The sequence below is a fragment of the Bacillus sp. FSL H8-0534 genome, from assembly GCF_038005885.1.
Classification (GTDB): Bacteria; Bacillota; Bacilli; order Bacillales; family Bacillaceae_G; genus Bacillus_A; species Bacillus_A pseudomycoides.
The window spans coordinates 4487589-4510131 of record NZ_JBBOUC010000001.1; the positions used below are offsets into that span (position 1 = coordinate 4487589).

A 22543-nucleotide genomic window follows, 5' to 3' on the forward strand; every position below is an offset into this window, starting at 1 on the left:
ACATTTACCTTTTAAAATAATTGACAGTATTTTAATTTTAATGTTAACTATATTTATATAAAAGTTAACATTAGGGGTGACAATTGTGACTGTTAGTAGCAATACAAGTAAAAGAACAACCTATACATATGAAGAGTTGGCTGAGAAAAATAAAGCATACGTATGGCATCCATTTACGCAAATGAAGGACTATTTAGCGGAAGATCCAGTTATTATTGAGCGAGGAGAAGGCCGTAAATTATATGACGTAAATGGAAATGGTTATTGGGATGGCGTTTCATCCATTTGGCTTAATGTTCATGGACATCATGTTCCTGAATTAGATAATGCAATTCGTGAACAATTAAATAAAGTCGCGCATTCGACTATGCTAGGACTTGCAAATGTGCCATCGATTTTACTTGCAGAAAAGATCATTGAAGTTGTTCCGGAAGGTTTGAAAAAAGTATTCTATTCAGATTCTGGTTCTACAGCTGTTGAAATTGCAATTAAGATGGCTTTTCAATATTGGCAGCATAAAGGAAAACCTAAAAAACAAAAGTTTATTACATTAAAAGAAGCATATCATGGAGATACAATTGGAGCTGTTTCAGTAGGAGCGATTGACTTGTTTCACCAAGTGTACAGTTCGCTCTTATTTGAAGCAATAAAAATGCCATATCCATATACATATCGTTCTCCTTATGGGGATGACAAAGAACAAATTGTTCAAAAACATTTGGAAGAAATGGAAAAGTTATTAAAAGAAAAACATGATGAGATTGCAGCTATTATTGTAGAGCCGTTAATGCAAGGTGCAGGCGGTATGATTACAATGCCGAAAGGATATTTAAAAGGTCTTCGAGATCTTTGTACAACATATAATGTTTTATTTATTACAGATGAGGTGGCAACGGGATTTGGTCGTACTGGAAAAATGTTTGCTTGTGAACATGAAAATGTTACACCGGATATTTTAACAGCTGGAAAAGGCTTAACCGGTGGGTATTTACCGGTAGCTATTACTGTGACAACAGATGAAATTTATGATGCTTTTTTAGGTAGCTATGAAGAGCAGAAAACATTTTTCCATGGTCATAGTTATACCGGCAATCCATTAGGTTGCGCAGTTGCAATTGCTAATTTAGAACTTTATGAAAAAACAAATCTAGTAAAAGATGTTGCATACAAAGCAGAATATGTAGGGAAACAATTGGAAGCACTTTATGAATACAAACATGTTGGAGATATTCGTCAGTGTGGATTGATGGTAGGAATTGAACTTGTGAAAAATAAAGAAACGAAAGAGCCGTTTGAATGGACGGAGCGAGTAGGCGTGGAAGTGTGTAAGCGATCAAGAGAACTAGGAATGATTTTACGTCCGCTTGGTAATACCATTGTATTTATGCCACCGTTAGCATCTCAAGTAGATGAGATTGATGAAATGCTGCACATTTTATATCAAGCAATTGCAGATGTTACGGAGGGAGAATAATGGGTGGCTTTTTTATAACGGCAACGGATACGGAAGTGGGAAAAACAGTTGTTACAGGTGCATTAGCAGGAGTATTTAGAAATCGCGGGTATAACGTAGGGATATATAAACCATTGCAAAGCGGGCACATCGCTTCGAATCCAGAAGGGGATGCAGTTAGATTGAAAATGGCATCAGGAGTAATGACAGAGGCTGATCGCATTAGTCCTTATTCTATTGAAGAACCTCTCGCGCCAAGATTGGCAATGCGGCGAGCAGGAAGAACTGTGACACTAGCACAAATTACGGCTCATTATAATGAGTTAATGACAGAATTTGATAGTTTGCTTGTAGAAGGTGCAGGTGGTCTTGCAGTCCCATATACAGAAGATGCTTTAGTGGTTGATTTTGCAAAGGAATTGAAATTACCACTTATTATTGTCGCACGTCCGGCGTTAGGTACTGTGAATCATACCGTTTTAACGATTTCGTATGCGAAAGCCCATGGTTTAACAGTTGCGGGTGTTATTTTATCCGGCTGTAAGGAATGTGAGAAGGAACGTGTGCAAGAGAATAAAGAAATGATTGAGGAGTTAAGTGGTATTCCGGTTTTGGGTTTACTACCAGAGCTTCAAGAAGGGTTTACGCGTGAAGAACTATTGAAAGCAGCAGAAGAGAATATTACGATTTCAAATTTAGAGGAGTTCGTCAAACATGGATCAAACGTGGAATTTACACTTTCACTCTAGTTTAAATCGTTTGAAAGAGAAATCACAATATCGACATGTAGTTATGACTGAGCAAGCTGAAGAACCATGGCTTATTAGGAATGGAAAACGTATGTTAAATTTAGCTTCGAATAACTATCTAGGCTTGGCGGGAGATAGACGATTAAAAGAAGCGTCTATTGTAGCGACAAAGGAATATGGAGTAGGAGCGACAGCATCACGACTTGTTGTAGGAAATTATGCACTATATGAAGAGGTCGAACAGAGTGTTTGTGATTGGAAAGAAACTGAAAAAGCAATCATTGTGAACAGTGGATATTCAGCAAATGTCGGGGCAATCTCTTCTTTAGTTGGGCGTCACGACATTGTTTTTAGCGATAAGTTAAATCATGCCAGCATTGTTGATGGGATTATGCTTAGCGGTGCAGAACATAAAAGATATCGACATAATGATTTAGAATATTTGGAAAGATTGTTGCGGATGGCACCTGTCGCAAAGCGAAAGTTAATCGTAACAGACACGGTTTTCAGCATGGATGGAGATGTTGCGCATCTAAAAGAGTTGATTATGCTGAAAGAAAAATATGGAGCATTATTGATGGTTGATGAGGCGCATGCAGGTGGAATATATGGAAAGCATGGTGCTGGTTTAGCGCATGTAGAGCAGGGACTTTCTGAAGGAATCGACATTCATATGGGAACGTTTAGTAAAGCGCTAGGGTGTTATGGAGCTTATTTAGCAGGTGATGCAATTTGTATCGATTATATGAAAAACACGATGAGAAGCTTCATTTTCACAACAGCATTACCGCCAGGGACACTTGGCGCAATGAAACGTGCAATTGAAATTGTGAAGGAAGATGAGGGAAGACGGCAGCGGCTCTTAGAAAATGGAGCTTATTTCCGCAATGCTTTAGAAGAAGTTGGTTTCAATATTGGTGATAGTTCAACACATATAGTACCAATTATTGTGGCGTCGAATGAAGCTACGCTACATTTTAGTGAAAAACTGCAGGAGGCAGGAATTGCTGCAATTGCTATCAGGCCACCAACTGTTCCATATAATAGTTCGCGAATCCGATTCGCAGTTACATCTGAACATACAAAAGCTGACTTGCAATGGGCTATTGAGCAAATCATTCGAATTGGTAAAGAAGAGGGGGAATGAGATGAAACAGCCCGAGCTTATTTTCATTCCTGGATGGGGGATGGAAAAACAAGTATGGGATCCATTACTTCCATATTTTCAGGAATATTCTGTCTGGCATGTTGAATGGCGTGGTGTAAAAGAACTTAGTGAGTTTGCAGAACGAGTAGCAGAAGCTGCAAGAGGGCAGGATGTGATTTTGATTGGATGGTCACTTGGTGCATTAGCTGCCCTTCAAGCATGTGATAGAGTGCGGGTAAAAGGGATGATTTTAATAGGTGGTACAGCAAAGTTTACAGTGGATGAAAATTACGAGAGTGGATGGAAACTTCCTTTTGTAGAGCGGATTAAAAGAAGTTTAGTGAAGGGAAAGGACCACACATTGGAGCGTTTCTATAAAAGTATGTTTACAAAACAAGAGATAAAAGATAGTGAACAATTTGAAGACATTGCAGAACGTTTTCAAGGTGATTCCATTGAATCTTTACAGCTGGGACTTGATTATTTAATAGAGATGGATATGAGAAGTCAGTTAAAGCATGTAAAGATGCCGGTATTACTTCTTCATGGAGAACAGGATGCGATATGTCCACTATCTGCTGCTCGCTATATACAAGAAAATACGAATGGGGCGCTTAAAGTAATAAATGGAGCTGGGCATGCACTTTGTGTAACTGATTCCGAATATTGCGCAAATGAAATCATCCAGTTTGTAGAGGGGATACAAAATGATCAACAAAACGTTATTACAAAAACGATTTAATGGGGCAGCTGTATCCTATGATCAATATGCAAGTGTACAAAAAAAGATGGCGCAACAATTAATTTCTATAATGAAAAAACACTATCACAAGATGTCGTCCATCCGTATTTTAGAACTCGGATGTGGCACAGGCTATTTGACTGAGCAATTAGCTGTTTCCTTTCCAAATGCAGCAATTACTGCAATTGATTTTGCTGAAAGTATGATTGCTGTTGCGAAAACGAGAAATCACGTGGAATCTGTGACATTTCGGTGTGAAGATATTGAACATCTTACATTAAGTGAGTCATTTGATGTCATTATTTCAAGTGCAACATTTCAATGGCTAAACGATTTGCAAACAACGGTGAAACGTTTATATCATCATCATTTATTTGAGGATGGCTTGTTGTTATTTTCAACATTTGGAGAGCAAACATTTCAAGAACTTCATACGGCATTTCAAAGTGCTAAAGAAGAAAGAAATATGCAAAATGATGCATCTGTTGGACAACATTTTTTAACGAGAGAACAGCTGCAAGATGTATGTGAAAGTGTAACAGGGGATGTTCATGTTTCTGAAACATGTTACATAGAGAAGTTTGCTACAGTTCGTGAGTTTCTGCAATCGATTCGGAAAGTAGGCGCGACGAATAGCAATGCAGAATCTTACTGTCAAAGCCCATCTATCTTTCGAACTATGCTCCGCATATACGAAAAAGATTTCACGGAAGAAGGGGAAATTGTAGCAACGTACCATGCTTTATTTGCGTATATTGAAAAAGAGGGGAAGAGAAGAAATGAAACAAGTACAAACAAAAGTAGATTGGAAGCAAATTGCATCTGAAGTAGTAGAGGGCAGAAGTATAACGAAAGAAGAAGCGATAGCTATTTTAGAAGCAGATGATACAGAAGTATTAGAGATTATGAATGCAGCTTATATCATACGTCATCATCATTTTGGTAAAAAAGTAAAATTAAATATGATTATTAATACGAAATCTGGATTATGCCCAGAAGATTGTGGGTATTGCTCACAGTCTATCGTTTCAGAGGCACCAATCGATAAGTATGCATGGTTAACACAGGAAAAAATTATTGAAGGTGCACACGAAGCAATTCGCCGTAAAGCGGGTACATACTGTATTGTTGCATCTGGTCGTCGTCCAACTGATAAAGAAGTAAATCATGTTATCGGTGCAGTGAAAGAAATCCGTGAAACAACGGATTTGAAAATTTGCTGCTGCTTAGGTTTTTTAAATGAGGATCAAGCAGGACGCTTAGCAGAAGCAGGTGTTCACCGTTATAACCATAACTTAAATACACATGCAAACAATTATGATAGCATTTGCTCAACACATACGTATGATGATCGTGTAGATACAGTAGAAAAAGCAAAGCAAGCGGGTATTTCCCCATGTTCTGGTGCGATTTTTGGAATGGGGGAAACGAAAGAGCAGCGCGTTGAAATTGCGCTTGAATTACAACGTATAGATGCGGATTCTATTCCATGTAACTTCCTTGTTGCTGTAAAAGGAACACCGCTTGAAGGACAGAAAGAATTAACACCAGTAGAATGTTTAAAAGTACTAGCGATGATGCGATTTGTCAATCCATCAAAAGAAATTCGAATTTCCGGTGGCCGCGAAATTAATTTGCGCTCTGTGCAGCCGCTTGGCTTATTCGCAGCAAATTCAATCTTTGTTGGTGATTATTTAACAACAGAGGGGCAAGAGCCAACAGCAGATTGGAATATGATTGAAGATTTAGGGTTTGAGATTGAGGAATGTGCGCTGTAAAAATGAGGGGGAAAGCCCCTTTGTAGATTAGAATAATCGAATAAAGTTTATACAAAACAGCCATTTTTTCATGGAATATTTATGAAAGGATGGCTGTTTTATGGTTTCCATTACAAAGGAAAATATTTTCTTTTGTGTACAAACACCTTTTTCCACTAACAAATAACACATATGGAAAATAAAGGAGGGGTGATTGAAATAAAAAGGTAAATAAAAAAATATTTCGATTATATTGTGATTGGTGCTGGAACTACCGGAGGGGTAATCGCTAAAGAATTGACAGATGATAAATGTACTTCCGTGCTAGTTCTTGAAGCAGGGACAAATATGACGAATCAATTAAGTAATCCTTCTGTGGTGAATGCACTTACCTTAGCTACTGATAATAAGTTTTTATTTAATATTTTGTCTAAAATAGAGCAAGTAATTGGGCGGCAACTTAGATTGCCAGATGGTAATCCTTCTATGCCTGCACAGATAATCGCTTTAAATGCAGTGCGATTTATTCAAGAAGATTTTTGCCCATATAGTATGGATGACAGTGATCTTGAATGTTAGGAAGATTAATAATTAAATGTTAAAAAAGTCGTTTTTTCTTGTGAACGTTTTCTATTACTTCGTCTTAATTAAGCAATAATTGTGAAATATTAACATTAGCTTTCTTAGAAATTTAGCTTATTTCAACACCGTTCAAGTTTTGAACGATGTTACTTAATTAAGAGATGAATAAAAATTGATTGTAGCTTTATGAATGTAGTCTTTCGTGAAATTTTATTGTAAATAAAATGTAATAAAGTACCTCTAGTCCTTCAGATAAGTAGCTTTTTAGTAAAAAATTTAATTGTGTGGGCGAATTTTCCACCCTGTAATTGTACATAGTAAAGGTGTAATTTATTTCGGGTTGGAGGATTTCAAATGCACAAATATATACTAGCTATTATGACCTTTCTTATTTTATTAAAGGCAATAAGCACCGATCCTGTTAAGGCAGCTGAAAATCCGGAACAGAAAGAAATGCAGCAAAGAATCGAACAGCATTTTCGAACAAAAGCTGAGCATTTTGGTATTGAAACTGAAGGGAAGGATCTAAAAGAAGTAAGAAAAGAGCTACATATTGTAGAGGAAGAAAAGAAGCGAGAAAATGTCTGGAAAACAGCTCAAAATCTTCGTATTAAGACAGAAGGAAAAACGATGGCTGAATTGATAAAAGATGTGCGGAAAAAAGTGGGAAAATAAATAGAAGAAAAAAGAGGCGAAAGCCTCTTTTTTTATGCCCATTGTTTTGATAAATGAGCCATTTCAATCGCAGCAACTGCAGATTCATATCCTTTGTTGCCAGCTTTTGTACCAGCACGTTCAATTGCTTGTTCAATTGTTTCAGTCGTTAATACGCCGAAAATAACTGGGATGTCTGCTTGTAATGATAAAGAGGCAACACCTTTTGCAACTTCATTACAAACATAATCATAATGAGTTGTAGCACCGCGAATGACTGTACCTAGTGTAATGACAGCATCGTATTTGCCGCTGTTTGCCATTTTCTTTGCGATTAATGGGATTTCAAATGCGCCTGGAACCCATGCAACATCAATATCATTTTCTTCTACACCATGTCGTTTTAAACCGTCTAGTGCACCGCCTAGTAGTTTGCTCGTAATAAATTCATTGAAACGTCCAACAACAATCCCTACTTTTAATCCTGTACCAACTAAATGACCTTCGAATACCATAATATATCTCTCCTTTAATTATAATTAATAGATTATAAGTTTAATAGGTGACCTAATTTTTCTACCTTTGTTTGTAAATATGTTTTGTTTTCTTCTTTTGTTGGCATTTGCAATGGTACGCGTTCGACAACTTCTAAATCATAACCTTGCAAACCTGCGATTTTTCTTGGATTATTCGTTAATAAACGCAATTGCTGTAACCCTAGATCTTTTAAGATTTGGGCACCAATACCGTAATCGCGAAGATCGGCAGGAAATCCTAGTTTTTCATTTGCCTCAACAGTATCTAATCCTTCTTCTTGTAATTTGTATGCACGGAGCTTATTCAGCAAGCCAATCCCGCGGCCTTCTTGGCGCATATAAAGAAGAATACCTTTTCCTTCGCGTTCAATTTGAGAAAGAGCAGCATGAAGCTGTGGACCACAGTCACAGCGGCATGAACCGAAAACATCGCCAGTTAAACATTCAGAATGCAAACGAACGAGAACAGGTTCACCAGTAGAAATGTCTCCTTTTACGAGAGCGATATGTTCTTTCTGATCCAATGAGTTGGAATAACCGATTGCATGAAATGTACCGAAATCTGTCGGTAATGTAATTTCAATCTCCCTTGTCACGAGCGTTTCATGATGGCGGCGATAGGCGATTAAATCTTCAATCGTAATCATTTTTATATTAAATTGTTTTGCAACTTGTACTAAATCAGGAACACGTGCCATCGTGCCGTCTTCATTTATAATTTCACAAATAACTCCGGCTGGTTCTGCGCCACATAATTTTGCTAAATCAACAGCTGCCTCTGTATGCCCAGCGCGGCGCAGGACTCCACCTTCTTTGGCGATTAAAGGAAAGATATGACCCGGACGATTAAAATCTGTTCCTTTTGAATCCGGATTTAATAATTCGCGCACAGTCGTTGCACGTTCGTAAGCACTAATACCTGTTGTTGTAGAAATATGGTCAACGCTTACTGTAAACGCAGTATGATGAGAATCTGTATTATGAGAAACCATAGGCTCTAACTGTAAGCGTTCCGCATATTGTTCTGTAATCGGTACACAGACAAGGCCACGGCCATGTGTAATCATAAAATTAATTGTTTCTGGTGTAATGTTCTCTGCTAAAGCGATGAAATCTCCTTCGTTTTCACGGCTTTCATCATCACATACGATGACGACTTTTCCTTGTTTTAAATCTTCTAGTGCTTCTTCAATACGATGAAACATTGTGCTTCCTCCTTATAGAAATCCGTTTTCTTGTAAAAAGCTTTCTGTAACTGAAGTGCTTCGCTTTGTTGGCTTTGAAATAAAACGTTCGATATATTTTCCAATCATGTCACATTCAATATTCACAATATCTCCCGCCGCTTTTTTACCAATGATAGATTCGCTTACGGTATGTGGAATGAGCGAGATTGTAATGGAAGATTCATCTATATCAAATATTGTTAAACTTGTGCCATCAACAGCAATGGACCCTTTTTGTAAACAATAACGGAGTAAATCATCTGGAATTCCAATTTTGTAATATATAGCATTGTAGTGCTGTTTTTTATTTAAAATGGTTCCAATTCCATCGATATGCCCTGTGACGAAATGTCCACCAAAGCGTCCGTTTGCAGCCATTGCTCGTTCTAAATTTACTTTAGAACTGGTGCCGAGCATACGTAATGATGTCGCTCGCACCGTTTCAGGCATCGCATCAACAGTAAAAGAAGACGCTGTAAAAGAAGTGACGGTTAAACAGATCCCATTTACAGCAATACTGTCTCCTAGTTTTACGTCTGACAAGATTGTGTTTGCTGTAATTGTTAGCTTCATCGCTTCTCCGCTTTGCCTGATATTCGAAACAGTTCCAAGTTCTTCTACAATTCCTGTAAACATGCAGGCACCTCATTTCGCACACTAGCAACGATTTTTATATCATCACCAATTTGTTTCATCTCTTGAATTTGCAAGGAAATTGCATCTTGCAGTTTTATAAAGCCGGTGCCACCAAACATAGTTGGAGCATCTTTTCCGCCGATTAATTTTGGACTTATATAGGTCACAATTTCATTGAAACACTTTGTTTCTAAAAAGCTCGCGTGTACCGATTGTCCACCTTCAACAAAGAGTGAAAGGATTTGTTTCTCACCGAGAAGGAGGAGAAGGTCGCGTATTTCAATTTGGCTCGTCTTCATTTGAAGTACAGATACCGCCTGAGATTCGTAGCCCGCTATTTTTTCTTTATTTACATCTTTTCCAACAATAATCCATGTTGGTGCCATCTCGTCTGTAATGACATGAGAGGATAGCGGAGTTCGTAAATGTGTATCTAAAATAATACGAATCGGATGCTTGCCGCCGTTTGGAAGGCGTGTTGTTAAAGATGGATTATCAGCTATGACAGTATTCACTCCGATAAGGATGGCATCGTGCGTATGACGATATTGATGGACATCTGTACGAGCAACTTCACCTGTAATCCATTTGCTTTCCCCGGTAGTAGTTGCTATTTTTCCATCTAAACTCATCGCTGTTTTTATTGTTACAAACGGCAGTTTCGTTTTCATATAGTGGAAAAAGTACCGGTTTAATGCGGTGGCCTCTTCTTCGAGAACACCAGTAGTTACGCTAATACCAGCTTTTTGCAAACGTTTTGCACCGCTACCTGAAACGAGCGGATTGCAATCAAGTGTGGCAATTACAACACGTTTCACCTTTTTTTCAATAAGTAGATCGCAGCACGGTGGAGTTTTTCCAAAGTGACTACACGGCTCTAACGTTACATATACAGTGGAGCCGTTTGCTTTATCACCGGCCATGCGAAGAGCGTGAACTTCAGCGTGTTCTTCGCCTGCAAGCAGATGCGCTCCCATTCCAACGATGTTTCCATCTTTTACAACAACAGCACCGACCATTGGATTTGGACTTGTTTGACCTGCAGTACTTTGTGCTAATTGCAAGGCAATCCTCATATATTCTTGGTCTGTCATTCTTTTCACCTCTCCTAAGAAAAATCAAAAAACCCCAAGGATAATAGTATCCTTGGGGTTTGGGAGACGTGATTTCTAGTAATATAGTTCGAATACGAGAGTATAGGAAAGAAGCCTAACGATAATTGATATTTTTGCACGAGAAAAAAGCCTAGCAAACTATCAATTTTTTATACGCTAGTCGTATCTTTTTATTTCAGCATAGAAAAATAGGTATATGAAATAAAACATATACAGTGATTCAAAACGAATCAGTAAAAATGTGTACGCCAAAATAAAAGTGTATTCGCTATATAAGCACTAGAAAACATATCCTTCTCCCATCCAGACTATACTGTCGGCCCTAGAATTTCACTAGATCCACCGTTTCCGAGTTGGAAACGGGTCACGGACTTAGAAGTGTGCACTTCATCACCGCCGGTTGGGAATTTCACCCGACCCCGAAGGATGCTGTTTGCTCACATTATAGCACAAAAAAGAAAAAGGGATAGTAAAAAATATTCGAATGTGAAGAATTGTATGAAAATGAAGGGGGAAATTAATTTTGTTATACTATATAAATACAAATTGAAAACTTGATAGAAAACCTTTTCTTTTTAGGGGAGGAGAGAGAGTCCGAGGCGGTTCACCCCATGCCATGTTAAACAAAAGGAGAAAATAAATGGAGGTCTGCTTTTGTTTTCATAGCCGCGACTTAAATGTTGGAGAATCAAAATGTATATATAGTATGGGAAAGATTTCAGTATATGTAAACGAGGTGGAAATATGAAATATATTGCAGTAGGAATCGGTGGTATTGTTGGAGCTTTAGCACGATACGAATTAGGACAATGGGCTGGTATTCATTCAGTCGATTCTTTTCCGCTGGCAACATGGTCAGCGAATATGATTGGTAGTTTTTTATTGGCATTTTTAACGATGTATTTGTTTCGTATGAAACATGTTTCACAAGTGATAATGAGTAGCATTGGAACAGGAATGATTGGTTCTTTTACCACTTTTTCAACATTTAACGTAGAGACGTTGAAATTCATGCAGCATGAAGCGTTTCTTATGGCATTTTATTATGTAAGTACAAGTGTAGTTGGAGGATTGCTCTTTTCTTTATTTGGATTTTATCTTGGAAATGCATTATATGAAAAAAGCATGAAGAAAGAAGGAGCACTATGAATATATTGCTTGTAGGAATCGGTGGTTTTTTTGGAGCAATTGCTAGATTTTCTATTAGTAATGCAATGAAAGAAAAGTACGGAAGCTTGTTTCCATATGGAACACTATTTGTAAATATATTAGGCTCATTTTTACTAGGTCTATTGTATGGAGCTGAGGTGAGTAGTACATGGCTATTATTATGCGGAACAGGATTTATGGGAGCATTTACTACTTTTTCAACATTTAAACTTGAAATTGTTCAATTGATACATAAGCGAGAAGGACAAAAGGCTGTATTGTATTTAATAATGAGTTATATGCTAGGCATTTTTTCAGCATTTTTAGGTTTTTATATAGGGCATATATAAGAAGCGCGCGCAAGTCATTGCGCGTGCTTCTTATATCATTATTCTCCCTTTGGTGCTCGAACAACAGATTCAAATATGCCTTTATGCGAAGCGTCGCAATAAGGCATATTTTTTGATAAGCCGCAGCGACATAAAGAAAATGCAGGTTTTGCCGGGAAAGCATTCCCTTGTGAGTCGATTAATTCCACATCCCCTGTAATGCGAAATGAACCATTATCATTTACTTTAATTTGAACTTTTGCCAACGTTATTCCCCTCCTCTCAAACGCTTATGTTCATCATATAATTGTAGGAAGCACTTGACAATAAGAAAACAGTTCTTTGTGTGTAGGGGCAGAGAATGTTATAATAACGTTTATAACTGAAATACAGTAAGGTGACGAAACATGAATAAACAATTACGTACATTACAAAATATTGCAAATGAGCGCACTTGGGCATCGTTTTTAAATGATAATCATCCATATAGCTTACTTCATTGGTCGATTGCAGGTGTGGGACAAGAAGCAAAAGATGTGTGGCTTTTGCAAGATGAGGTAACATTTCAAACGACAGAATTTCAAACGCTTGATGAAGCGGTAAAATGGATTTCTGAAAATATGGAACAAGTTACAGATGTTTTAGCGCAGTAATATGAAAAAACAGGCTTATGCAAGCCTGTTTTTTGTTTCTTTTACATATGTTTCTAAGAATTGATCAACGGCATCCTCATACTCTTGTCTATTTTCGTTATAAGAGCAAGCGTGTGCACCGTGTTCTGCAATAAAGAGCTGTTTATTATTTTCTTTTGCTTCATAAAGGGCTTTTGTCATATCACATAAAATATAGTCATCGTCTTTACTATGAATAAAAAGGACTGGATTATTTATGTTTTTTACACAATCGATAGGAGAAACTTCACGTATTGTATAACCGTCTCGTACTTTTAAAACGGCATTTGCCAATGGTAGTAGTGGCCATTTTGGTAAATGAAACTCGACTTTTAAGCGATGGTGTAATTGTTCGTAGAAGTCAGAAAATGGACAATCTGCAATGTAAAAATCAGCACCGTCTTCCACCATACCTGCGTATTGTAGCAATGTCGCTGCTCCCATTGATTCTCCATGAACACCAAGTATAATATTTGTACCAAAACGGTCTTTGAGCCAGTCAACTACCGTCTTTAAATCATATTTTTCGTAATAGCCATAACTTGTCGTTTTACCACCTGTTTTACCATGGCGACGATGATCATAAATAAATACATTGTAGCCTCTGTTTAAAAATAAATTTGCATATTTGACAGAGTTTATTTTATTTACGGTTACACCGTGGCAAAAAATCATAAATTTATTAGAATTGCCTGCAGAAATGTAGTAGCCGTGAAGGTCGTATTTAAATTGAGACGGGATACGAACCTCTTCTTTTGGAATGGCGTTAAAATCCTCTAAGCGAAAGTGTTTTTTTGTTTCACGTTCTAAAATTTCTTCCTCTGTTTTTTTCTTTAAATACATTACTTTATTGGTAAAGAAAATACCGATACCAATTAATGCTCCTATTATGGTTAGCAATGCTGTAAAAAAACGTTTCATATCTTCCCTCATCCTCCAAATATCTCTGCATATGATACACTTATATTGTATCATAATGATGTAAAAGGGGGAGAGAGTGGGACATGATTCGAATACAAAAAATCACAGTGGAAATGAGAAAAACAATTGAACTTTTTATGCATGAAAATTGGGGAAGCACGTTGATGGTTTCACGTGAAAGAGCACATCAGTTAGATCAATTGCCTGGTTTTATTGCAACTGAAGATAACAGAATAATAGGAATTATTACATATGAAATAAAAGAAAATGATTGTGAGATTGTTTCTTTAGATAGCTTTAAGGAGAACAAGGGAATTGGAACTAAGCTTGTAGAGTACGTAATTGATATTGCAAAAAAACAATGTTGTAAAAAGGTGTGGCTTATTACAACAAATGATAATACAAACGCACTTCGTTTTTATCAGAAACGTGGTTTTATGATGACGAATTTATATATTGATGCGGTCAAGGAAGCAAGGAAGATAAAGCGAGAAATTCCGCTTATTGGCTATGATAACATCGCGATTTTACATGAAATTCAACTAGAAAAAATGAATTTATAAAATCCATCTTTATATATGTTGAAGATGGAAAATGTAAGAAGTATTTTATGTAACAATTTTCAGAAATATAAAATAATAACCTTGACGAATAGCCTACTTTGTTTTAGGTTTAAATTGTAAGCTATTACCATATTAAGGGGTGACGATGTGGCAACCATACGTGATGTTGCAAAATTGGCCGGTGTTTCAGTCGCAACCGTTTCACGAGTCATTAATGAAAAAGGGTATGTTCATGAGGATACAGTAAAACAAGTAAAACAAGCAATTGAAGAACTACAGTATAAACCAAATGCTGTAGCGAAGGCGTTATTTAAAAAATCTTCGACAATGATTGCTATATTAGTATCAAATTTAGAAGATCCATCCTATATAACATTACTTCGTTCAGTAGAAGAGGCTGCATATAAAGAAGGATATCAAATTGTTATTTGTAATACAGAAAATAAAACAGGATATATAGATATATTAATGCAAAATAATATTGCTGGCGTTATTATGACGAAAGATGTATTTGAGCATGTGAAGCAACTTTCCCTTCCATTTGTTGTACTTGAGGGCGGAACAGAGGCAGCATCTATTTCTACATATTATGAAAGTGGTAGAAAGGCCGTTACTGTATTGAAAGAAAAAGGTTGTCATTTTCTTGCTTATATTGGGGATAAGATAGAAGACGAAGCAATGGAAGAGCACACTGCTGGTTTTTTAGATGCTGTTTGGGATGAAGGAATTGCTTATCGAGAAGAAAAAATAAAGGGACAAGATGAGGAAAGTCAAATTGCTGAATTATTACGGAAGCATCCTTATATAGATGGTATAGTAGCTGCTAGCGATGCGATTGCAATTGCTACAATTCGCGCGGCGAATGCTCTTGATCTCCATATACCGAATCATTTGCAAGTCATTGGTTTTAAGGGAAGTTTACAAGGTGAATGGGTTACGCCGTCTTTGACAACAATTGGAAGTTGTTTTGAAAGGCAAGGAGTATTAGCTGTACAAAGATTGGTAGGGAAAATGAAAAAGGAACAAGTAAAACTTGAGGAAGTGAAGCAAGAGTTTATATTAATCGAACGAGAATCTACAAAGTAAAAGGTGCGTCTAGTAAACGCACCTTTTTTATAATGTTATAGCAGCAATAAAGCCGAATATAAGTAACGGAATATTGTAGTGAAGAAAAGTTGGGACACACGTATCCCATATATGATGATGCCTGCCATCAGCATTTAAACCTGAGGTAGGTCCTAGTGTACTATCAGATGCTGGAGAACCAGCATCACCTAATGCACCAGCTGTACCGATAATCGCGATGGTTGCCATCGGGCTAAACCCAAGTTGGATACATAGCGGGACGAAGATGGTTGTTAAAATCGGAATGGTAGAAAAGGAAGAACCGATTCCCATCGTAACGAGCAGACCGATAACAAGCATAAGAAAGGCAGCGAGCGGTTTGCTGTTTCCAATTAAATTGACGCTTGTCTGAACAAGTGATTCAACATGCCCTGTTTTCCGAAGAACTGCTCCGAATCCAGCGGCAGAAATCATGACGAAACCGATAAATGACATCATTCGCATACCACTTGTTAAAATAGCGTCAGCTTCTTTTAAAGGAAGGCTACCACTAACGGATAATACAATGATTCCAGCTAGTGCGCCAAAAATCATGGATTCTGTTGCTAGCTGCACACTTAGTGTTGCGATAATAGACAATAACCCAAAGGAAATGCTTCTTTTTGTATAAGGAGCGGCTTCATCAGATGCGGCATGAATAGGTTCGGTGTGATAAGTACGTGGTTTACGATATGTAATGAAAACAGCGATACATAGACCGATAATCATTCCTATTGCTGGAATTGTCATTGCTTTTGGGATAAGCGCTACATCAAATGTAAGTCCGCTTTGCTGTGCATTTGTTTGTAGTACATCGTGATAAATTTTTCCAAATCCAGCTGGAACCCACATGTAAGGAGTGATTAATCCGAATGTAATAATACATGTAACAAGCCGGCGGTCCACTTTCAGTTCATTTAGTACTTTTAAAAGCGCTGGAATTAGAATAGGGATAAAAGCAATATGAACCGGAATAACATTTTGTGAAAAACAAGCCATTGCCAAAATAATAAATAAAATGAGTATTTTTGAATATGTTTGCTTTTGTGTGTCTTTTTCATTACCAACTAAGTTCAGTGCAGTATGAATCATAGCGTCGGGCAGACCTGTTTTGGAAAGAGAAATAGCAAATCCTCCGAGCATGGCGTAACTTAAAGCGATTGGAGCACTGTTTCCAAGACCCGTAGTAAAAGTATTGATTGTTTCTGAAATTCCAAGTCCACCAATTAGTCCACCTGTTAAGGCACCGACGATAATAGCGACAATGACTTGGACACGTAATAAACTAAGCAGTAGCATCACTGCTACTGCGATGAGTACAGCGTTCATAATAAATGTAATCTCCCTGATCTTTTTCTGTTTGTGCAGCTTATTCTGGATAGAAATGCTTACTAACTTGAGTAAAGTTGCAACATGTAATTATAAAATGTTTTCTGTGAAATGTAAAAGGTATAACGATTACTAGTGTAGAAAAGATAGCTCTTGTTTAATAGAGCATAAAGACTTTGCAAACAGTTTAGGTTCTTCTAAATTTGGTGAATGAGCAGAGTTTGGGAACCAAATCATTTTTTTGATGGGTGCTTGAATTGTATCGCAATATTGTTGAACGAGTGCATAAGGTGTTTGATAGTCGAAACGACCAGAACAAAAATAAACAGGTACGGAAAGTTTTGAGATTGAAGAAAAGAAATCTACTGTCAGCATTTCTTCCCATAATGCCCCAGATTTCATATTTCCTGCGAGAAATCTCACCCAATCTAGCAATGTATATTCTGAAGAAAATAGCCCTTTACGAATGAAAGAAAACGAAGTCCCGTTTTGAACTGCTCCTCCAAATGTACCGAGCCACTTCCTTTGAATGATAAGACGCCGCATATCTAGAAAAGGAGGTTTTCCTAGTTTTGTTAGAGAGGTCAATGCCCGCTCGTGTCCATGTTTTTTTGCAGAATGAATTAAATGCTGATAGAGCAATTCTTCGTTTTGCTTCATATGTACAATCTGACCGATGCCAATGTAGGCTTCGATGTATTCTGGATATTGATTTGCAATTTGTAGACCGATAATACTTCCCCAAGAATGTCCAGCGAGAAATAGTTTTTGTTTTTTGAAGCGAGAAAGAAGGTATTTTATTACTTCAAGTGCATCTAAAACAAATTGTTCAATTGTGAAAGGTGCTTTTATATCCCGCCAAGAAAAAGATTTTCCTGCTCCACGTTGATCCCAATTGACAACAATAAAGTGCTTTTCTAAATCTTTTTGAAAATGGCGAATGAATCCAATTTGTGCCGTGCCAGGACCGCCATGACAGCATAATAAAATAGGTTGATTTACGTCTTGACCACGAATGAGTAGAGATTGCTGATGCTTGTTAATCGTCACGCTTTCTATCGTAGCGACGCTATTTGAAGTTGGATTCTTAAATTCGTTGTAAAACTGTGGAGTGTGGCTACGAAACAGCATATAAAAAACCTCCTTTTCTCTAATGGTATGTATCGCAAGGGTGTACGATTTTGCATATACTATTAAGAAATTATTGTATCATAACATGCCGACTGTATTTCAACTATGAGAGCTCAGGGAGAGGGGGAAGAAAGTGACGGTTGGAGAAATTATAGATTGCTTAAACAAACGTGAACCACTTGCTATTATTGCGAAACGCCTCGACATGAGCCCATATGCATTGTCGAAAAAGTTAAGAGTGCTTGGATATGAATATGATGGTGAACAGAAGAAACGAATATTCATTGGAGAGGGAGAAGAGCCCCGCCATTTATATCTTCAAGAAGCTACTGCGCTTCAATATGTCAAAACAGATTATCAGGTTTTGATTTATGAACAATTGCAAAAAATTTATGAATTACTGCGAAAACGAGAGGAACTTATTATCCCCAAAATAGTCAAAAGTAATGAGAAGAAAAAACGTACTTTTTCTATATATACGGAAATTTTAGAGAAACTAGACGTTGTATCGGATGCAACAGGTATTCATAAATCTAGAATTGTAGAAGAAGCGTTGATAGAATTTTTGCGGAAATATGAAGAAGCTGATGAAATGTATCAGGATAAATGAAAGAAAGGATACTATGTTCAATGTAAGAGCATGTATCCTCTGTGTTTTTATCTAGCTATTTGTAGATAGTTAGAGTTTTTAGTGAAAGTAAAGGAGTTGGGTGGGGATGAGAAAATCTTCATGGATCAGGCATTTGCTTTGTATAAAACAATTATTATTTTTTAGCTTTTAAAAAATAATATAGGAACCAAACGGCGTGATTTTGTTCATCTGCTGCTGTTCTACGAAATGTCTCTTTAATATATTGATCTGTAGTATCATCTGCAATTTTCAAGTAAAAATCGACTGTTCGTTGCTCATCTTGTAGCGCGTATTCTAATCCATTCACATAAGAATCTGGACATTGTTCAATAATTTTTGGCTGAGGTTGTTTACCGGTTAAATGAATATAAATTTGTACAAATTGCTGGAAATGTTTTATTTCGTCTTGTCGGATTTCGAGTATTTGATTGCGTTCATTATCTTGTGGAGCTAAATTAGCTAATTTAGCATAGCAATTTATTGCACTATACTCTCCGTTAATTGCATTTTCAATGTCATGAATTAGCTTGTCGTTTTGTCTGTATATCAAATTGCAATCATTTGAATAAGAATACATATGTTCACCTCCCAGTGTCTGCTCATATATCCTACGAGAAATCAATATACTGAGTGCATATCCTTTAAAAGGTTATTTAGGGGAAAGTGAATTTTTATTGCATGTCCTTTCTCCATAGAGATCAATAAAAAGCCCTGTATTCTAATGGAATACAGGGTTCTTATCATAAAGATTAATTTTTGAAAAATCATAATTTAATAATATAGTTTCTCTCTTTTTTATAAATTTATCTAAAAGAAAAGTTAATTAACTTTTTGAATTCTCCCATCAATAATAGGTTGAATCGGTTCTTTTACTTGTTTTACATAATCCACTAACGCTTCGAAATCAGTTGGTCCTGTTTCGGCATCTTTTCCATTTTTAAAGGATACAAATCCATCACCGCCTGAAGCTAGAAAAGCATTTGCAACAACGCTGTAAGTTTTAGAGGCAACTAGCTCTTCTCCATTTGTTAAATGGATATTGGTAACTTTTTCACCGTCTGGTTTATTCGCATCCCAAGTGTACTGAATACCTGAAATTTGAAGCATTCTTGTTACACTTTTTTGCCACTGTTGATTCAAAATATCTCGAATGTCTTGACCAGTTAAATTAACTTTTATCAATTGATTCCCAAATGGTTGAATGCCATATAATTCTCCCCATGTAATATCGCCAGCATCTAGATCATTGCGAATACCACCAGGATTCATGAGGGCAATTTGAGTATTCATGGTCGAGCGCTGAACATCAGCAATTAAATTTCCAAGAGTGGATTCACCCGCGGCATTTTGTTTACGATCCATTGGAGCGGTAGATTTTCCAACAACCTGATTTACAAGAGGAGCAATTTTTTCTTGATACTGATCCATTTTCTTTTTCACTTGTTGGTCAGGTTTTATTCCTTCATGGTAGGTTGTAACAACTTCTGCTTTTTTCTCAATAATATCTTTTGTTTTACGATCAATTTTTACATCGACATCAGCGAAAGCCATTCCATAAGAATTTGCTTGTACGACAAGTTTGTTATTAACGGTTCCATTTACATAAGTGTGACTATGACCGCCGAAAATGACATCGACTTCTGGATCAGTCTCATTTGCTAAGCGAACGATATCGCCATTTGTTACGCCGTTATCATCCGTTGTACCTCCATTATGTGCAAGAACAACGATCGATTTAACACCTAGTTTTTTCAGTTGTTTTACGGATGTGTTAATTGCTTCAACTTCATCTGTAATTTGTACATTTTTTAGCATAGTAGGCATAACAACGTTAGGAACATCCGTTGTTACAACCCCGATAAAGCCGACAGGAACTCCTTGTACCATTTTTACAGTAAATGGTGGTAGAAATAAGCGTCCAGTTGATTTATTGTAGAAATTTGCAGCAACATAAGGGAAGTTTGCTCCTTTAAAATTCCCTGTTTTTTCGTGATACCCACCGTAAATAAGGCGATTCATTTCGTTAATACCTTCGTCAAATTCATGATTTCCAATAGTTCCAACATCAAAACCTAAATCATTTAAAAATTCGATTGTAGGTTCATCTTGCAATAATGCAGAAACTGGAGGACTTGCTCCGACAATATCGCCAGCATGAACCATAAGTGTATTTGGGTTTTGTTTTTCACGATCACGTAAATAAGCAGCTAAGTATTCAGCTCCCCCGGCTTCTTTGTTGTTAATTTTCTTTACAGTGTCTAGTTGACCGTGAAGGTCGTTAATACCAAGCATTTGTACGTCTATGTAGCGATTTTGTTCTGCTGGTACTTGAGATGGAGGTGCAGCAAATACACTTGAAAAAGTAATTGTACTTAATACTAAAGCTGCAGGAATGACTTTTTTCCACATGAGTTTTCTCTCCCTTTTTTATAATCTGACATCATACGACATAATTTTAATAGATTAAGAGAGTTATTGCTATAAAAATTCTTTTTATTATAAAAATTAATGAAATTTTATTTTTCTCTTTACATCTTTACAAAATAAAAATAATAGGGAAATCGAAAGTGAATGGTCTTTTTTATTGTCGAGAGTAAGGTATTTCCCCTATAATGGAGAAAAAAGTAAAAGGTGAGCAGTATGAAGAAAAAGAAACAGAGACAAATGCAAAGACAAACGCAAATGAATCAGCCAGAGAAAGATTCCATTACAATTGGTGATCAATTGAATAAATCGTTAATGAATCAATTGAAAAGTAAGAAGAAAGAATTACAAGTAAGAGCGGAGCAAAAAGAAATAGAAGAACAAGAAAGAAAGCGTAAAGAGCAAAAGGAACGTGAAAAGAATAAATCGTTTGAAGAATTATTAAGTGAAAGTAATCTCACTTGGAAAGACTTTAAATAATGTAAAAAATCATTAGTACAATTGTCCTGATGATTTTTTAGCGATTTGATAAGAAAAGGGGAATTGGGATGAGAAAGATTGTAGTCGTTCCTTATGAAAACCATTGGGGTGAGAAATTTCAAATAGAATCACAGAGGTTAAAAGCAGCGATGCCAGAACATGTGAAAGTACATCACATTGGTAGCACATCAGTACCGGGACTCGCAGCAAAGCCAATTGTTGATATGATTATGGAAGTAGAGAACATTGAGAGCGTAGATCATTGGAATGAATGTTTTCAACAACTTGGTTACATTGTAAAAGGTGAGAATGGTATCCCGGGTCGCCGCTTTTTTATTCATGGAACAGAAGAAAAACGATCGTATCATTTACATGTTTTCGGAACAGGAAATCCGGAAATTACACGTCATTTAGCATTTCGCGATTATATGATGGCACACTGTGAAGAGGCAGAGGTATATGCGGCATTGAAAAAAGATTTAGCAGAAAAATTCACATATGATGGAGATCAATATACAGAAGGAAAGAATGACTTCGTGCGTAACATTGATGAGAAAGCACTTGAGTGGAGAAAAAATAACGGAAGCGAGTAAGCTTGCGTTATTTTTTGCAAGGGGAGAGAAGAGATGAGAAAGATTATGATTATTGGTTCTGGGGGAGCTGGAAAATCAACTTTTTCACGGCGATTAGGGGAGATACTACAACTTCCAGTATTTCATCTTGATGCACTCTATTGGAAAAAAGATTGGGTGCTAGCAAGTCGCGAAGAACAAATACAGGTACAAAAAGAATTAGTAACGCAGGAAGCTTGGATTATCGATGGAAACTATGGATTTACAATGGATATACGATTAGAGGCAGCTGATACCATTATCTTTATTGATTTGCCAAGAATACAATGTTTATATCGCGTAATAAAAAGAAGGATACAATATCATAATAAAACGCGCCCTGATATGGGAGAAGGGTGTGAAGAACAATTAGATTTTGAGTTCTTGAAGTGGGTATGGACGTATCCAAAAGTGAAACGACCTGCTATTTTTGGGAAAATACAAGCTGTATCTGCTGAGAAAAATATTGTTATTTTCAAATCTTCAGCTGAAATAGAGGAGTTTTTACAAAAGCTATAAGATGAAACAGTCTTATTTAATAAAATTATTATGTTAACTGTATATATTTTTTGACTTTTTTCAAGAATCTTGTTCAAATAAAGT

General features: G+C 36.7%; 27 protein-coding genes and 1 riboswitch. Of the genes, 17 read left to right on the forward strand and 10 right to left on the reverse strand.

Translation table 11 applies throughout. The features are described from left to right. Nucleotides 1-85 precede the first annotated feature (85 nt). The 8 genes from bioA to MHH71_RS22955 all read left to right on the forward strand — a co-directional run bounded on the left by bioA (nt 86) and on the right by MHH71_RS22955 (nt 7105). The gene (gene bioA / locus MHH71_RS22920) at nt 86-1474 is read left to right on the forward strand and encodes an adenosylmethionine--8-amino-7-oxononanoate transaminase (RefSeq protein WP_033799090.1); all 1389 of its coding nucleotides are present in this window, start codon (nt 86-88) and stop codon (nt 1472-1474) included. Then, the gene (gene bioD, locus MHH71_RS22925; protein ID WP_006095904.1) at nt 1474-2202 is read left to right on the forward strand and encodes a dethiobiotin synthase; all 729 of its coding nucleotides are present in this window, start codon (nt 1474-1476) and stop codon (nt 2200-2202) included. Before bioA ends, bioD begins: the two co-directional genes overlap by 1 nt. Beyond that, nucleotides 2168-3349 (forward strand): 8-amino-7-oxononanoate synthase, encoded by a 1182-nt coding sequence (gene bioF / locus MHH71_RS22930; RefSeq protein WP_033799089.1) that lies wholly within the window; start codon nt 2168-2170, stop codon nt 3347-3349. The genes bioD and bioF overlap by 35 nt, the downstream gene beginning before the upstream one ends. Before the next feature lies 1 nt (nt 3350). Then, nucleotides 3351-4091, forward strand: a complete 741-nt coding sequence (locus MHH71_RS22935) for an alpha/beta fold hydrolase (protein WP_006095902.1) — start codon at nt 3351-3353, stop codon at nt 4089-4091. Continuing rightward, nucleotides 4057-4917: a malonyl-ACP O-methyltransferase BioC gene (bioC, locus tag MHH71_RS22940; protein ID WP_033799088.1), complete on the forward strand. Its 861-nt coding sequence runs from the start codon at nt 4057-4059 to the stop codon at nt 4915-4917. Before MHH71_RS22935 ends, bioC begins: the two co-directional genes overlap by 35 nt. Beyond that, complete coding sequence (gene bioB / locus MHH71_RS22945; RefSeq protein WP_018766115.1) at nt 4871-5869, forward strand: biotin synthase BioB; 999 nt, start codon at nt 4871-4873, stop codon at nt 5867-5869. The genes bioC and bioB overlap by 47 nt, the downstream gene beginning before the upstream one ends. Nucleotides 5870-6196: 327 nt before the next feature. Further along, the gene (locus MHH71_RS22950; RefSeq protein WP_327843999.1) at nt 6197-6427 is read left to right on the forward strand and encodes a hypothetical protein; all 231 of its coding nucleotides are present in this window, start codon (nt 6197-6199) and stop codon (nt 6425-6427) included. A gap of 357 nt (nt 6428-6784) precedes the next feature. Continuing rightward, entirely contained in the window at nt 6785-7105 is a 321-nt protein-coding gene (locus MHH71_RS22955) for a hypothetical protein (RefSeq protein WP_018766113.1), read from the forward strand. Between the two features lie 32 nt (nt 7106-7137). Here MHH71_RS22955 and ribH read toward each other — a convergent pair whose 3' ends face one another. Genes ribH through ribD form a run of 4 tightly spaced genes read right to left on the reverse strand, consistent with a single transcriptional unit; the run spans nt 7138 to nt 10576 of the window. After that, a complete protein-coding gene (gene ribH, locus MHH71_RS22960) occupies nt 7138-7599 on the reverse strand; it encodes a 6,7-dimethyl-8-ribityllumazine synthase (RefSeq protein ID WP_006095899.1) in 462 nt (153 codons plus the stop codon). 32 nt (nt 7600-7631) lie between these two features. Further along, nucleotides 7632-8825 carry a bifunctional 3,4-dihydroxy-2-butanone-4-phosphate synthase/GTP cyclohydrolase II gene (locus tag MHH71_RS22965; RefSeq protein ID WP_006095898.1) on the reverse strand — a complete coding sequence of 398 codons (1194 nt, stop codon included), beginning with the start codon at nt 8823-8825 and terminating at the stop codon, nt 7632-7634. Nucleotides 8826-8837: 12 nt separating this feature from the next. After that, nucleotides 8838-9482 carry a riboflavin synthase gene (gene ribE / locus MHH71_RS22970; RefSeq protein WP_018766111.1) on the reverse strand — a complete coding sequence of 215 codons (645 nt, stop codon included), beginning with the start codon at nt 9480-9482 and terminating at the stop codon, nt 8838-8840. Further along, entirely contained in the window at nt 9464-10576 is a 1113-nt protein-coding gene (gene ribD, locus MHH71_RS22975; protein WP_033799087.1) for a bifunctional diaminohydroxyphosphoribosylaminopyrimidine deaminase/5-amino-6-(5-phosphoribosylamino)uracil reductase RibD, read from the reverse strand. The genes ribE and ribD overlap by 19 nt, the downstream gene beginning before the upstream one ends. 308 nt (nt 10577-10884) lie before the next feature. Beyond that, a riboswitch (FMN riboswitch) is annotated at nt 10885-11028 on the reverse strand. Between the two features lie 313 nt (nt 11029-11341). On the opposite strand from ribD, the gene crcB (MHH71_RS22980) reads away from it, so the two are divergent. Both crcB (MHH71_RS22980) and crcB (MHH71_RS22985) read left to right on the forward strand, forming a co-directional pair. Continuing rightward, a complete protein-coding gene (gene crcB, locus MHH71_RS22980; RefSeq protein WP_003208320.1) occupies nt 11342-11746 on the forward strand; it encodes a fluoride efflux transporter CrcB in 405 nt (134 codons plus the stop codon). Then, nucleotides 11743-12096: a fluoride efflux transporter CrcB gene (crcB, locus tag MHH71_RS22985; RefSeq protein ID WP_016116195.1), complete on the forward strand. Its 354-nt coding sequence runs from the start codon at nt 11743-11745 to the stop codon at nt 12094-12096. The genes crcB (MHH71_RS22980) and crcB (MHH71_RS22985) overlap by 4 nt, the downstream gene beginning before the upstream one ends. A 38-nt stretch (nt 12097-12134) precedes the next feature. On the opposite strand, the gene MHH71_RS22990 is transcribed toward crcB (MHH71_RS22985), so the two are convergent. Continuing rightward, complete coding sequence (locus MHH71_RS22990; RefSeq protein ID WP_003200081.1) at nt 12135-12341, reverse strand: CDGSH iron-sulfur domain-containing protein; 207 nt, start codon at nt 12339-12341, stop codon at nt 12135-12137. A gap of 141 nt (nt 12342-12482) precedes the next feature. Between MHH71_RS22990 and MHH71_RS22995 the strand changes: the two genes are divergently transcribed. Then, complete coding sequence (locus MHH71_RS22995; RefSeq protein WP_003200083.1) at nt 12483-12728, forward strand: DUF2552 family protein; 246 nt, start codon at nt 12483-12485, stop codon at nt 12726-12728. Nucleotides 12729-12743: 15 nt separating this feature from the next. On the opposite strand, the gene MHH71_RS23000 is transcribed toward MHH71_RS22995, so the two are convergent. Next, nucleotides 12744-13667 (reverse strand): alpha/beta hydrolase, encoded by a 924-nt coding sequence (locus MHH71_RS23000; protein WP_033799704.1) that lies wholly within the window; start codon nt 13665-13667, stop codon nt 12744-12746. An 83-nt stretch (nt 13668-13750) separates the two neighbouring features. Here MHH71_RS23000 and MHH71_RS23005 point away from each other — a divergent pair, with 83 nt between their 5' ends. Continuing rightward, on the forward strand, nt 13751-14230 hold the full coding sequence (locus tag MHH71_RS23005) for a GNAT family N-acetyltransferase (protein ID WP_018766107.1): 480 nt from the start codon (nt 13751-13753) through the stop codon (nt 14228-14230). 147 nt (nt 14231-14377) lie between these two features. Continuing rightward, nucleotides 14378-15316, forward strand: a complete 939-nt coding sequence (locus MHH71_RS23010; protein WP_006095893.1) for a LacI family DNA-binding transcriptional regulator — start codon at nt 14378-14380, stop codon at nt 15314-15316. A 27-nt stretch (nt 15317-15343) separates the two neighbouring features. Here MHH71_RS23010 and MHH71_RS23015 read toward each other — a convergent pair whose 3' ends face one another. Further along, complete coding sequence (locus MHH71_RS23015; RefSeq protein ID WP_006095892.1) at nt 15344-16663, reverse strand: Na+/H+ antiporter family protein; 1320 nt, start codon at nt 16661-16663, stop codon at nt 15344-15346. A 132-nt stretch (nt 16664-16795) separates the two neighbouring features. Next, a complete protein-coding gene (locus MHH71_RS23020; RefSeq protein WP_033799086.1) occupies nt 16796-17794 on the reverse strand; it encodes an alpha/beta fold hydrolase in 999 nt (332 codons plus the stop codon). Nucleotides 17795-17927: 133 nt separating this feature from the next. On the opposite strand from MHH71_RS23020, the gene MHH71_RS23025 reads away from it, so the two are divergent. After that, nucleotides 17928-18404: a ribbon-helix-helix domain-containing protein gene (locus MHH71_RS23025; protein WP_006095890.1), complete on the forward strand. Its 477-nt coding sequence runs from the start codon at nt 17928-17930 to the stop codon at nt 18402-18404. Between the two features lie 154 nt (nt 18405-18558). On the opposite strand, the gene MHH71_RS23030 is transcribed toward MHH71_RS23025, so the two are convergent. Further along, nucleotides 18559-19002, reverse strand: a complete 444-nt coding sequence (locus MHH71_RS23030; RefSeq protein WP_006095889.1) for a ferritin-like domain-containing protein — start codon at nt 19000-19002, stop codon at nt 18559-18561. Between the two features lie 242 nt (nt 19003-19244). After that, a complete protein-coding gene (locus tag MHH71_RS23035) occupies nt 19245-20834 on the reverse strand; it encodes a bifunctional metallophosphatase/5'-nucleotidase (protein WP_006095888.1) in 1590 nt (529 codons plus the stop codon). Between the two features lie 231 nt (nt 20835-21065). Between MHH71_RS23035 and MHH71_RS23040 the strand changes: the two genes are divergently transcribed. The 3 genes from MHH71_RS23040 (at nt 21066) to MHH71_RS23050 (ending at nt 22459) form a co-directional block, all read left to right on the forward strand. Beyond that, a complete protein-coding gene (locus MHH71_RS23040) occupies nt 21066-21329 on the forward strand; it encodes a YqkE family protein (protein ID WP_003208337.1) in 264 nt (87 codons plus the stop codon). Between the two features lie 68 nt (nt 21330-21397). Further along, nucleotides 21398-21922 carry a GrpB family protein gene (locus MHH71_RS23045; RefSeq protein WP_006095887.1) on the forward strand — a complete coding sequence of 175 codons (525 nt, stop codon included), beginning with the start codon at nt 21398-21400 and terminating at the stop codon, nt 21920-21922. Nucleotides 21923-21955: 33 nt separating this feature from the next. After that, nucleotides 21956-22459 (forward strand): DNA topology modulation protein, encoded by a 504-nt coding sequence (locus MHH71_RS23050; protein WP_006095886.1) that lies wholly within the window; start codon nt 21956-21958, stop codon nt 22457-22459. Nucleotides 22460-22543 lie beyond the last annotated feature (84 nt).